Source organism: Streptomyces sp. NPDC059696, assembly GCF_042733745.1.
GTDB lineage: Bacteria > Actinomycetota > Actinomycetes > Streptomycetales > Streptomycetaceae > Streptomyces.
The window spans coordinates 12,673-25,171 of sequence record NZ_JBHWFG010000045.1 but is presented as its reverse complement, the minus strand read 5'-3'; the positions used below and the strand labels follow the sequence as shown (position 1 = coordinate 25,171).

Annotated in this window: 12 protein-coding genes; 9 read left to right on the top strand and 3 right to left on the bottom strand. The window is 74.2% G+C overall.

Translation table 11 applies throughout. The features are described 5' to 3' along the window. Positions 1–145 precede the first annotated feature (145 nt). The 4 genes from ACFV20_RS33080 to ppk2 all read left to right on the top strand — a co-directional run bounded on the left by ACFV20_RS33080 (position 146) and on the right by ppk2 (position 3,706). Positions 146–1,090 (top strand): MIP/aquaporin family protein, encoded by a 945-nt coding sequence (locus ACFV20_RS33080; protein ID WP_385663717.1) that lies wholly within the window; start codon positions 146–148, stop codon positions 1,088–1,090. A 189-nt stretch (positions 1,091–1,279) separates the two neighbouring features. Beyond that, complete coding sequence (locus tag ACFV20_RS33075; RefSeq protein WP_385663714.1) at positions 1,280–1,678, top strand: cupin domain-containing protein; 399 nt, start codon at positions 1,280–1,282, stop codon at positions 1,676–1,678. A gap of 118 nt (positions 1,679–1,796) precedes the next feature. Beyond that, complete coding sequence (locus tag ACFV20_RS33070; RefSeq protein WP_385663712.1) at positions 1,797–2,525, top strand: SDR family NAD(P)-dependent oxidoreductase; 729 nt, start codon at positions 1,797–1,799, stop codon at positions 2,523–2,525. Between the two features lie 224 nt (positions 2,526–2,749). Continuing rightward, positions 2,750–3,706: a polyphosphate kinase 2 gene (ppk2, locus tag ACFV20_RS33065; protein WP_385663709.1), complete on the top strand. Its 957-nt coding sequence runs from the start codon at positions 2,750–2,752 to the stop codon at positions 3,704–3,706. A gap of 51 nt (positions 3,707–3,757) precedes the next feature. On the opposite strand, the gene ACFV20_RS33060 is transcribed toward ppk2, so the two are convergent. Then, the gene (locus ACFV20_RS33060) at positions 3,758–4,123 is read right to left on the bottom strand and encodes a hypothetical protein (RefSeq protein WP_385663706.1); all 366 of its coding nucleotides are present in this window, start codon (positions 4,121–4,123) and stop codon (positions 3,758–3,760) included. A 42-nt stretch (positions 4,124–4,165) separates the two neighbouring features. Continuing rightward, positions 4,166–4,597 carry an ATP-binding protein gene (locus ACFV20_RS33055; RefSeq protein WP_385663704.1) on the bottom strand — a complete coding sequence of 144 codons (432 nt, stop codon included), beginning with the start codon at positions 4,595–4,597 and terminating at the stop codon, positions 4,166–4,168. Between the two features lie 642 nt (positions 4,598–5,239). On the opposite strand from ACFV20_RS33055, the gene ACFV20_RS33050 reads away from it, so the two are divergent. The 5 genes from ACFV20_RS33050 to ACFV20_RS33030 all read left to right on the top strand — a co-directional run bounded on the left by ACFV20_RS33050 (position 5,240) and on the right by ACFV20_RS33030 (position 10,447). Beyond that, entirely contained in the window at positions 5,240–5,410 is a 171-nt protein-coding gene (locus ACFV20_RS33050) for a hypothetical protein (RefSeq protein ID WP_385663702.1), read from the top strand. Positions 5,411–5,544: 134 nt separating this feature from the next. Further along, positions 5,545–6,690 (top strand): hypothetical protein, encoded by a 1,146-nt coding sequence (locus tag ACFV20_RS33045; protein ID WP_385663699.1) that lies wholly within the window; start codon positions 5,545–5,547, stop codon positions 6,688–6,690. A 129-nt stretch (positions 6,691–6,819) separates the two neighbouring features. Further along, entirely contained in the window at positions 6,820–7,350 is a 531-nt protein-coding gene (locus tag ACFV20_RS33040; RefSeq protein WP_385663696.1) for a (2Fe-2S)-binding protein, read from the top strand. Then, a complete protein-coding gene (locus ACFV20_RS33035) occupies positions 7,347–8,351 on the top strand; it encodes an FAD binding domain-containing protein (RefSeq protein WP_385663693.1) in 1,005 nt (334 codons plus the stop codon). Before ACFV20_RS33040 ends, ACFV20_RS33035 begins: the two co-directional genes overlap by 4 nt. Further along, complete coding sequence (locus tag ACFV20_RS33030; RefSeq protein WP_385663690.1) at positions 8,348–10,447, top strand: molybdopterin cofactor-binding domain-containing protein; 2,100 nt, start codon at positions 8,348–8,350, stop codon at positions 10,445–10,447. Before ACFV20_RS33035 ends, ACFV20_RS33030 begins: the two co-directional genes overlap by 4 nt. A gap of 144 nt (positions 10,448–10,591) precedes the next feature. Here ACFV20_RS33030 and ACFV20_RS33025 read toward each other — a convergent pair whose 3' ends face one another. Next, positions 10,592–12,409, bottom strand: a complete 1,818-nt coding sequence (locus tag ACFV20_RS33025) for a hypothetical protein (RefSeq protein ID WP_385663687.1) — start codon at positions 12,407–12,409, stop codon at positions 10,592–10,594. Positions 12,410–12,499 lie beyond the last annotated feature (90 nt).

Below are 12,499 nucleotides of genomic sequence, written 5' to 3'. Positions count from 1 at the left end.
GGACCGCGCTCCGCGCCGCCCGGCAGCGCAGTCCGGCGGTGGGGAAGGCGGAGGGGCTCTCTGCGGTTGCCGCGGCGCGCGCCACGGGTTACCACGTGATTACCGCGCGTCACCCGTGACCGCAGCGACCCCAGGGAGAAGACACATGGCACTCGAGATCAAGCCGCTGGTGAAACCCTCCAGGCTCAGACGTCGCGCAGGTCTGGCGGGCGAGTGTCTGGCGGAGTTCCTCGGGACGTTCGTCCTCATCTCGTTCGGCTGCGGTGTGGTGGCGATGACGGTGGCCGCGCTGCCCGGCTCGGGCCGTACCGAGGGACCCACCATCTTCTTCCTCGGCGCCGGGGACTGGCTCCTGATCACCTGGGGCTGGTGCATGGCGGTGATCCTGGGCATCTACGTGGCGGGCGGCGTCAGCGGGGCGCACATCAACCCGGCCGTCACCCTGGCCTTCGCGGTCCGCCGCAGGTTCCCCTGGGTCAAGGTCGTGCCCTACTGGGTGTCCCAGGTGCTCGGCGCCCTGGCCGGGGCGGCCCTGGTCTACGCCGTGTACCACGACGCCATCGACGCCTTCGACACCGCCTTCAAGGGGCCGAAGACGGACGGGAAGACCCTTGCCTCGTTCTCCATCTTCGCGACGTTCCCGGCGCCGTACTTCGGCGGTGGCATCTGGGGCCCGCTGATCGACCAGATCGTCGGCACGGCCTTCCTGGTCATGCTGGTGGTGGCGATCATCGACCTGCGCAACACGGCCGTGAAGGCGAACCTCGGCCCGGTGGTGATCGGCTTCGTCGTGGCGGCCATCGGCATGTCCTACGGGGCGAACGCGGGCTACGCGATCAACCCGGCCCGTGACTTCGGCCCGCGCCTGTTCACCTGGATGGCGGGATGGGACGGGCTGGCGTTTCCCGGCAGCCTGGCCGGGGCGTTCAGCGACTACTGGTGGATCCCGATCGTGGGGCCGCTCGTCGGCGGTGTGATCGGCGTGCTGGTGTACGACCTGTTCATCGGCGACGTGCTGTTCCAGCGCGCGGAGCTGGGCGAGGAGCCGGAGCCGGGACGGACGCGCCCCACCACGTCCGACGAGGAGTGAGCGGGCCTGCCAAGAGAAGGTCGACGAGGAGGCGAGCGAACCTCCGAAAGGAAGTGAGCGGCATCGGCCGCGGCCGGGTCGGCGGCCGGTGCTAGATTCCTCTGGGCGTCCGCCCGGGACGGGTGCGGATCGCCGGCCGGGCAGGTCGACCGGCCCAGGGCAGGCCCGTATCGGACGGTGGCGCGATCCATGACTGACCCGCAGGAGTTTCCCGGCGCGGCCGACGCGCCGGTTCCGCGGATCCTCGGCAACACGGGAGCGCTCGCCGCGACCGACCCGGAGGCGACCGGCGCCCTGTGGCGGCTGGCCGAGCCCGGGCGGCAACTGGACGCCAACCTCGTCCGCGTACCGCCCCGGGGATCCATCGACGCGCACGCCGAACCCGACCTCGACGTCCTGCTGCTCGTCGTCTCCGGCGACGGCACGCTCGGCTCCGCGGCCGGGCCGCACCCGGTGGAGCCCGGCAGTCTCGTCTGGCTGCCGCACGGCAGTGTCCGCAGCGTGAGCGCGGGCCCGGGCGGCCTGTCGTACGTGACGGTGCACCGCCGCCGCCCCGGCATGCAGATCCGAAGCGGGCCACGGGTGTGACGGCCGTAGCCGGCGCGCGCTGCGCGGCCGGATCGGCGGCATGTCACCAGCGGCGGGCAGGGTTGGGGCAGGACTCCCGCGGAACACGTCGCACAGGAACAGATCCGAGGGAGGGACCGTGAGCCGAATTCTGGTGACCGGGTCGGCGGACGGGCTGGGCAGGGCCACGGCCGAGGCGTTGCTGGACGCCGGGCACGACGTGGTGGTGCACGCCCGGAGTGCCGAACGGGCCGAGGTCCTCGGCGACTTGGCCGAGCGCGGAGCGGACGTCGTGGTGGGGGACTTCGCCGAGCGGGACGCCGTGCGGCGGGTCGCCGCCGAGCTGGAAGCCTCGCGGCCGCTCGACGCCGTGGTCCACAACGCCGGGGTGTGGAGCGGCCCCGCGGTCATGCCGGTCAACATCGTCGCGCCGTATCTGCTGACGGCCCTGCTGCGCGGGCCGCACCGGCTGGTGTACGTGAGCAGCGGGTCACATCTCGGCGGACGCCCGTCGGCGCTGGAGAACACCGACTGGCGGGGTGCGAGCGCCGGGTCGTACGCCGACAGCAAGCTGTTCGTGACGGCGCTGGCGGCCGCGGTGGCCCGGCTGCGCCCGGGGGTGGCGAGCAACGCCGTGGACCCCGGCTGGGTCCCGACGAAGATGGGCGGGCCCCACGCGCCGGACGACCTCGAACTCGGGCACCGGACGCAGGAGTGGCTGGCCTCGAGCGACGACCCGGAGGCCCTGTCCACCGGCGGCTACTGGTACCACGGCGAGCGCACGCAGCCGCACCCCGCCGTCCACGACGAGACATTCCAGGACCGCCTGGTCCGGGCCCTCGCGGAGGAGACCGGCACGGCGCTGTGAGCGGCGGCCCCCGGCCCCTCCTGCGCCCTGACCGTTCGGCACTCGGCACTCGGCAGTCGGCAGTCGGGTCGCGCCGTACGGGAAAGACGCGTATGCGCGGCATCCCACATGGGAGGGGCCGGACGGGGCACCCGTCTGGCCGTTCGACCAGCGACGGGAGCCGATCCGATGGGACTGCGCCGTACGCTCGGTGCCGACTGTGCGAGCCGACGGGGAGTCGAGTGATGAGCGCCGAAGACGCGGACAAGCTGCTGGACGGGCTGACCGTGGACACCAGCCGGCGGGAGCAGCCGATCGTACTGGACGGTGACGGGCGTCCCATCCGGACCTGGCGGGAGAACTATCCGTATGACCGCAAGGTGGGCCGCAAGGAGTACGAGCGGACCAAGCGCATCCTGCAGATAGAGCTGCTCAAGCTCCAGCGCTGGGTCAAGGACACCGGCGCACGCCTGGTCGTCGTGTGCGAGGGGCGGGACGCGGCGGGCAAGGGCGGCACGATCCAGCGCCTGACCGAGCGGCTCAACCCGCGCGGCGCACGCGTGGTGGCCCTGGACAAGCCCACCGAACGTGAGGCGGGCCAGTGGTACTTCCAGCGGTACATCGCCCACCTGCCGACGGCCGGGGAGATCGTCTTCCTCGACCGCTCCTGGTACAACCGGGCCGGTGTGGAACGGGTGATGGGCTACTGCTCCAAGGACGAGTACGAGCTGTTCCTCGACCAGTGCCCGGCCTTCGAGCGGATGCTGGTGGACGACGGGATCCTGCTGGTGAAGTTCTGGTTCTCGGTGTCGCGCTCCGAGCAGCGCACGCGCTTCGCGATCCGGCAGGTCGACCCGGTGCGCCAGTGGAAGCTCTCCCCCACCGACCTGGCCTCGCTGGACCTCTGGGACGACTACACCGAGGCGAAGGTGGACATGTTCCGCGCCACGGACACCGAGCACGCGCCGTGGACCGTCGTCAAGAGCAACGACAAGCGGCGCGCGCGGCTGGAGACCATGCGCAGCCTGCTGTCGCGCGTCGACTACGCGAGCAAGGACCCGGCGGCGGTGGGCACGCCCGACCCGCTCATCGTGGGAGCCGCCGACACCCTGCTGGAGCCGGGTGAGGAGGACACTAAGCTGTCACCCACTCCCCTGTTCCCCGGCGCCGAGGGGCCCGGGCAGCACCCGGCGTCCGGCTGACGTACCCGGGCCCCTCGCTCCTCCCGGGAGGAGCGAGGGGCCCGTGCCGCGTCACCGGCGCGCTGTGGCGCGCATCTGGGTGCGGTGGTCGTAGTACGCCCAGACGACCACGGCCACGACGGCCGTGAACCCGACCGTCAGGACCCGCACCGCGCCATTGGTGAGGTAGGCGGCGCACCCCGTGAGCACGGCCCCGCACAGCATGATCACGCGGCTCACCAGGCGGTTCTCGGGCGGCTGGGGGTCCTCCCGGTCCTTGAGGTCGTGCAGGGCGTCCTGCGCCGGATGGGCGGAACCGCGCCGTGCGCGGGCGCGGTAGGTCAGTCCGTAGCTGATCAGCGCGTACAGCGCGAGTGCACCCAGGACCCACAGCCAGACGTAGGGGTCGTCATCACTCGATCTTCGTGCCAGGTACACGACACTTCTCCTTCAGAAGCGGGACGCGACGGTGCGCAGCGCTCAACTGCCGTCGGTGTCCCGCCGGTCGGCGGCCTCGGGATCGGCCGGACGGAAACACGCGGTCACCGTCTTGCCGTGCCGCTGGCACCTCATACCCCACTCGTCGGCCAGCTTGCTCACGATCGCGACTCCGCGGCCGGAGACCTCACCCGGCTCCGGGTCGCGCCGGCGTGGCAGCCTCGGGTCCTCGTCGTGGACGCTCACATGGAGGCAGTCGCCGTCCCACGTGAGGACCAGGTGCGCGTCGCTGTGCGCGTGGACGTGCGCGTTGGTGATCAGCTCGGACACCGCCAGCACGACGGCGTCCACCGTGTCCGGCTCCGCAGCGGCCCAGGGCAGGGCGTCGAGACGCCTGCGCGTCCACTCCCTGCCCGCGCGCACGCCTTCGGACATCCGGAACGAGTGCGCCCACCCCATTGCCTTTACCGCCACTGCCCCCGGTCCCCTCTTCTCGGTCCACACCGGCTCGTGCGGGACGTGTACCCGGTCCGTGACCGGGCAGGCATGAGGACCCGTCACCCCGGCATCGGCTCCGCGAAGCGGCAAAAGCCCCGGCGTTCCCGGCGGAGGCGCTCGCGGCGGCGAAGGCGTTGGAGGTGCCCGCGCGGCCGGCTGGGGGCGCACCGTGCCGCCGCCGTTGACGAACACCAGGATGCGCCAACCCGGTTGGCGCATCCCCTGCAGGACCGCGGTGGCGGCGGCGAGCGGGACCGTCGAGGGAGAAGGCCGGTGCCGCCGCGCCCCGACGGGCAGACGGGTAGCTGCGTGGGGGCCGGGCCGGGGGCCCCTTTTCTCCCGCAGCGAGCAGGACCCGCCCCGATGCGGATGGTGGGCGGGCCCTGCTCGTGCGCACCATTGTCGAAGACCGCGGGGCGGACGGGCCACGCGTGAGATCGCCCGATGTGGGCGCGCCGCGCACACCCGGCGCGCGCGGCGCACATCCCGTGCCTACGGCGGCACCCGTGGCCCGGGGAGCCGCCCGGGTGCCGCCCCGTGCCCCATCACGCTGCCCGGTCGTCGTCCGCGGCCGCTCTCACGTCACATGCTGCGGCCCGGCGCGGGTAGGCGGTGCGCATGACCGAGGGTGAGGCGGTGCGCATGACCGAGGGTGAGACGGACGGAGAGCCGGGCGTGCCCGCGACCGGGCGCACCGGCGGCGGGCAGGCCGCATCGGACGCAGGAGCCGGTGTGCCGGGCGGCCACCGTGGCGCGCCCCGGACCGGCCGGGGAGGTGAGTGGTGGTAGACACGTACACCACCGGCCTACGCAACCCCCTGCGACCCCGGGTAGCACCCGTCGGCGCACGGCGACGATACTGGCAGGCGCCCCCACCCCCGCTCACAGATGGACCCATGCAGACCTCCCTCACCGTCCGCCCCATGACTCCCGACACGGTGTGGCTGGCGCGCGGCCGCCACACCACGGGCCCCGCGGAAGACGTTCTCCGGCGCACGCTGCAACAGCGCAAGGACAGCCAGGCGATCGACGACTTCCTGGAGCTGCCCGACGACGGCACCGCCTCGGCGGAGCGGGTCTTCGAGGCCCGCTGGCGGGCCGGTCGCGAGGTGCCCGTACGGGCGCGGCTGAGCGTGCGGCCCGCCGCGGACGACGGGCACGGGCAGGAGTGGACGCTGGTCGCGGAGGCCGAGCAGCCGTGGAGCGACGCATGGCCCTCCCCCACGGGCCTGTTCTGGCCGGAGGAGCCGGACACCGCCTGGAACCAGGACGCCGCCACGCGCCTGGCCCTGGGGAGGATCAACGCGCTGCCCCAGGACGACAAGGAGATCCGCCGCCTGCTGAAGAACGCCGTGCGCGGCGGATGGCACATCCATGTGGTCGTCCACGAGGCGATGACCACCGACGACCGCGGGCGTGCGCCGGTGGCCCGGTGGCTGCCGCCGGGTCTGCGTCACCGGGTGGTGGAGCACCACGCCGCGCCGCAGCAGCTGCGCGGCCTGAACTGGGCCCTGCGGGACGCCGGCGTCCAGGTGCCGCGCGGCGGCGCGGTGGTACTGCCGGGCGTACCGGCGCCGGAGGGCTACGCGGCGCAGGACTTCTCGGTCCGCGCGGTCTTCCTCGACGGCTCCGAGCCGGCCGACCTCGTCGACGCGGTGACCCGGTTCGCGGCGCTGCCCAGGCCCCTGCCCGACGGTGCGGCCGACGCGCTCACCGCGCTGCGCGAGGACTGGCACCTGCTGACGCTCCAGGAGGAGCTGGACCGCCAGCGGGGCCTGGTGGCCATGTACGCGGAGGCGCTGGAGGCCATGACGCAGTCCCGTGACCTGTACCGGGAGGCGGCCGAGAGCGCCCACGAGGCCCTGGCCGCCTACCAGGCGTCCGCCGCGCACGCTCCCGCCGCGCCCAGGCCGTCCGGACCGCCCGCGGTGTCCCCGCTCCAGCAGCTGACCCGCACCTTCGAACGGCTCAAGGCCAGGCGCCCGGCGACCACACCCGGTGACGGCGGCGGCCACGAGGAGACCGGCAACAGGAGCACCGCCGCCCGGCACATGGCGTCGGAGGGGTGACAGCCGGCTGACACGGCACGAGGGCGTCGGAGGGGCGGCACCTTCCTCGCACGGCGCACGTGTCAGCCGTCGCCTCCTGGATACGCGGTCCGTACGGCATCACGGCCCGCCCCGGGAGGTCCCCACGTCATGGGCAACCACCAGCACCACTCGCGGACCACGCTCCGCGTCAACGGCAAACCCCACACGCTGGCCGTCGACCACCGGCGGGTCCTGCTGGACCTCCTGCGTGAGGATCTCGGGCTCACGGGCTCCAAGAAGGGCTGCGACCACGGCCAGTGCGGCGCCTGCACGGTCCTGGTGGACGGCCGGCGAGTCAACAGCTGTCTGCTGTTCGCGGTCGCCCTGGACGGCTGTGAGGTGACCACCGTCGAAGGTCTCTCCGGCGACGGTGAGGAAGCACACCCGCTCCAGACCGCCTTCCTGGAGCGCGACGCCTTCCAGTGCGGCTACTGCACCCCGGGCCAGATCTGCTCCGCGGTCGGTGTGCTCGCCGAGGCGGCGGCCGGTCACCCCTCGCACGTCACCGACCCGGCGGTGCCCTCGGGCGAACCGGTGGAGCTGGACCGTGCGGAGATCCGGGAGCGGCTGAGCGGCAATCTGTGCCGGTGCGGTGCCTATCCCCGGATCGCCGAGGCCGTCGAGGACGTGATCCCGTGAAGGAGTTCGCCTACGTCCGCGCCGGCAGCGTCGAGGAGGCGACCTCCGCGTACGCCGCGCACGCCGGCTCCCGCTATCTCGGCGGCGGCACCAACCTGGTCGACCTGATGAAGCTGGGCGTCGAGACGCCGGCCGTGCTCATCGACGTCACCCGGCTGCCTCTGGACACGATCGACGAACTGCCCGACGGGGCCGTGCGCGTCGGGGCGATGGTCCGCAACAGCGACCTCGCCGCCCACCCCCTGGTCCGCGACCGCTACCCGGCGTTGTCGCAGGCGCTGCTCGCGGGGGCGTCCGGGCAGTTGCGCAACGTGGCGACGACCGGCGGGAACCTGCTCCAGCGCACCCGGTGCCCGTACTTCCAGGACCTGTCGAAACCGTGCAACAAGCGGGAGCCGGGCAGCGGCTGCGGTGCGCGGGACGGTGTGCACCGTGACCACGCGGTGCTCGGGCACTCCGCGCACTGCATCGCCACCAACCCCTCCGATATGGCGGTGGCGCTCGCCGCCCTCGACGGGCGTGTCGAGCTGGACGGGCCCGAGGGAGCCCGGAGTGTCGCGGCGGCGGACTTCCACCGGCTGCCGGGGGACCGCCCCGAGCAGGACACAGAGATCCGTCCCGGCGAGCTGATCACCGGTGTGGTGCTGCCGGCCGCGACGGCCGGGCTTCCGTCGGCGTACCGCAAGGCCCGCGACCGGGCCTCGTACGCCTTCGCGCTCGCGTCCGTCGCGGTCGTGCTGCGCCTGGAGGACGGGGTCGTCGGCGGTGCGGGGCTCGCCTTCGGGGCGCTGGCGCACCGGCCGTGGCGGGCCCGGCTGGCGGAGGAGGCGCTGCTGGGCGCGGCTCCGACCCGCGCCGCGTTCGAGCGAGCCGTCGAACGGGAGCTGTCCGCCGCGCAGCCCCTGCGGGACAACGGCTACAAGGTGCCGCTCGCCCGCAATCTCGCCGTGGACGTGCTGACGCGGCTCACGGACACCGCGCTCCATGGGAGGGCCTCATGACCGGCAGTGTGGGCGCTCCCGCGGAGCGCCGGGAGGGACGCGAGAAGGTCGGGGGCACCGCCCGCTACGCCGCCGAGTTCCACGACCCCGGCCGCGCGCACGCCTGGCCCGTGCAGGCGAGTGTGGCCCGGGGCCGGGTGACCGGCGTCGACACGGCGGACGCCCTGGCGGTGCCCGGTGTCCTCGCCGTCCTCAGCCACGAGAACGCGCCGCGTCTCGCGGAACCGGGCGACCCCACCCTCGCCGTACTCCGGGATCCCCGGGTCCCGCACCGCGGCTGGTTCGTGGCCCTGGTGGTGGCCGAGACCCTGGAGGCCGCCCGGGCCGGTGCCGCCGCCGTGCGCGTCACCTACGACGCCGAGGCGCACGATGTGGTCCTCACCGCCTCGCACCCGGGCGTGTACGTGCCGGAGGAGGTGAGCGGGGGTCAGCCGGCCGTTCGTGAGCAGGGCGATCCGGACCGTGCGTACGGATCCTCGGCCGCCCGGGTCGACGTCGCCTACCGGGTGCCCCCGCTGCACAACCACCCCATGGAGCCGCACACCAGCACCGCCCGCTGGGAGGACGGCAGGCTCCTCGTGCACACCTCCAGCCAGGGCACCGGTGCCGTGCGGGCTGCGCTCGCCGGGCTGTTCGACCTGCCGAAGGAGCGGATCGTCGTCACGGCCGAGCACGTGGGCGGCGGTTTCGGGTCCAAGGGCACGCCACGGCCCGACGTGGTGCTCGCCGCGATGGCGGCACGGGAGACCGGACGGCCGGTGACCGTCGCTCTGCCGCGCCGCTCCATGCCGGCCGTCGTGGGGCACCGCGCCCCGACCCTCCACCGGCTGCGCCTCGGAGCCGACGAGGACGGACGTCTCACGGCCCTCGTGCACGAGGTCACCACACACACCTCCCGCGTCAAGGAGTACGTGGAGTACGCGGCGGTGCCGGCGCGGGTCATGTACGCCGCGCCCCACCGGCGTACGGTGCACCGGGTCGCGGCGCTCGACGTGCCGTCGCCGTCGTGGATGCGGGCACCGGGCCAGGCTCCGGGGATGTACGCGCTGGAGTCCGCCATGGACGAGCTCGCCGGCGAACTCGGAATGGACCCGATCGAGCTACGCGTCCGCAACGAGCCCGACGTCGATCCCGACAGCGGCAAGCCGTTCAGCAGCAGGCACCTGATCGATTGCCTGCGCGAAGGCTCCCGGCGCTTCGGGTGGGACGGGCGCGACCCCCGCCCGGGCACGCGCCGGGACGGACCCCTGCTGCGGGGGACGGGCGTGGCGGCGGCGACCTACCCGGCCGTGGTGGGCCCCTCCACTGCGGCGGCCCGCGCGCTGCGCGACGGGACGTTCCTGGTGCGGATCAACGCCACGGACATCGGGACGGGCGCCCGGACCGTGCTCGCGCAGGTCGGCGCGGACGCCCTCGGGGTGCCTCTGGAACGGGTACGGATCGAGGTCGGCAGCACGGAACTCCCGTCAGCGCCGCTCGCCGGCGACTCCTCCGGCACCGCCTCATGGGGCTGGGCGGTGCACGACGCGTGCGACCGGCTCGCCCGGCTGGTCGCCGAGCACACCGGGCCGCTGCCGGAGGAGGGCCTCCACGCCCGGGCCGACACGAAGGGCGTCGCGGACGCCGAGAGCGACTTCGCGCGGCACGCCTTCGGGGCGCACTTCGCGGAGGTCGCCGTGGACACGGTCACCGGCGAGGTGCGGGTCGGCCGGCTGCTCGGGGTGTACGCGGCGGGCCGCATCCTCAACGCCCGTACGGCGCGTTCCCAGTTCGTCGGCGGCATGACGATGGGCCTGGGCATGGCGCTGACCGAGGGCAGCACCATGGACGCCGCGTTCGGTGACTTCACCGAGTCGGACCTGGCGTCGTACCACGTGCCGGTGCACGCCGACGTCGACCGGATCGAGGCGCACTGGCTCGACGAGGAGGACTCCAGGCTCAACCCCATGGGCAGCAAGGGCATCGGGGAGATCGGCATCGTCGGAACGGCCGCGGCGATCGGCAACGCGGTGCACCATGCAACGGGCGTCCGCCTGCGCGAACTCCCGCTCACTCCGGACCGGGTGCTGACCGGGCTGCTGGAACGCCGGGCGTAGCCGGCGGTGCGAGACGGCGGGTCTCCCCCGCGTCACGGGGCGGTGGCCCGGATCGTGGACACCGACACCGACACCGACACCGATCGGCGACCGGACGGGCATGTCCCGTCCGGTCGCCGTGTCTGAAGGCGACTGCTACCGGGCCTACTCCGTCGTGCCGCGGGCCTCGGAGGCGGGCACGGCCGCCCACTGCCTGGCGGCGATGGGGGCCAGCACCCGGAAGACCAGCGCGACCAGGGCCAGCAGTGCCGCGCACACGGCCACTCCCGCGGCCAGCCAGGCCGGGGCGAGCGCCAGGTCGACGGCCCGGGGCAGGGACGCCGACGGGAAGGAGTTCCCGTAGGCCTGGGCCCCGGCCAGCACCGTGGGCACCAGGACCGCCCCGGCCAGCACCAGCGCCACGGGGCGCAGGGCCAGCAGCAGCGCCAGCACCGTGCACAGCACGGACAGGCCGAGGGCGAACGCGTGCAGGCGCAGGGACGCGTCGCCGCGCTCCAGCGGGAAGTGGACCACCGCGCACGCGGCGAGGGCCAGCGCGGCGAGCCAGCCCGACCAGGACACGGACCGGGCGTACCGGTCCGTCGCCGTGGCACGGTCCACGGGCGCGCGGTCCGCGCGGAGGTGGCCCACGGGCGCGCGGTCGGCGTGGGCACGGTCCACGGGTGCGCGGTCCGCGTGGGCACGGTCCATCGCACGGTCCACGTCGGCGCGGTCCATCGGTGCGCGGTCCACGTCGACGCGGTCCGCGGGGGCGCGGTGTGCGGGTGACGCGTCGCGGGTGCGGTGGGTCTCGCGGGCCGCTGCCTGGCGGGCCGCGCGGCGCTTGCCGAAGCGGCCCGCTGTCCCGGGCCGCGCGGCCGGGGCCTCGGGGCGCGAACTCGCCTTGGGCCGACGGCTGTCGCGGTCCAGCCGTTCCAGGCCCAGGCGGTCGATCAGCTCGACCAGTTCTCCGACGGACCGGCCGGTGGCCGCCGCGCGCAGGGCCTCCTCGCGGACGTGGGGCTCCTGCGGCTCCTTGTGCAGCAGGGTCACCAGCCGGGTCACCTCCTCCACCGGACGGTGGGCGGCCGCGGCTCGGATCGCCTCGTCGGCGCAGTCGGCGTCACGCGGGGGCTTCGTCAGGAGGGCGATCATCCGGGACACGTCCTCCACGGACCGGCGCACGCCGGCGGTGCGGAGCGCGTCGTCCCTCGCCTGGGCGTGATCGGGCGACTCCTGCAGCGAGACGATGAGGTCGACAACCTCCTCCAGCGGCCGGTCGGCCACGGCGGCGTGCACCAGGTCACTGACGGCGTCGCCGTACGGTGCCCCGGAGGCCGGGCCGGTGCCGGGACGGAGTTCCACGGGGTTGTCGTCGAGCGAGCGGATGACGAACGGCCGCGCGACCGGCTGGTCGGCGTCGCCCGGGCCGCTCCCTTCCTCCGGATCGGCCTCGTCACCCGGGCGCCCGGCGGGCTCGGGGTCCTCGCCCCGGTCCTCCGGGGCGGGCCGGGCGAATTCCTGTGCGCCATCCGGCCTGTCCGGTGCGGGTGCCACGGGCCGCGCCTCGGCGGGATCCAGCCACTCGTCGGCAGACGGAGCCGGCTGCGCGGCGGTCCGGTCCGGGACAGGGGGGCCGGGCCATGAGGCGGCCCGGTCCGTCCCGTCGTTCCGCTCCGTCGGATCGGTCCGGTCGGCCTCGTCCGGTCGGAGGGCCGGCGGCTGTGTTCCCGCCGCGGCCGCCGGGTGGGAGCCGAGGGTGACGGGCTCGGCGGCCGCCCGGTCGGCCCGGAGGGGACCGGCGGCGGTCCTGGAGTGCCCCGCCGGATACGTGTCGTACGGGCCGGCGGGCTGCGCGCTCGTCTGCACCACCTGGTGCGTGCCGGTGGCGGCGGTCGTCTCGGCGGACGGCTGCGCGGAGCCGTGCGGCTCGTCGGGTATGGCGGGTTCGTTCGAGCGGGGTGATGAAGAGCAGGTGGTCATACTCGCCTCCATGGGAAGAGTGCGGCCGCTCCTGCGCCCCCCGTCGTGTGACGAGCGACGTTACGCTGACCATTACTAGGCACCCCCGTC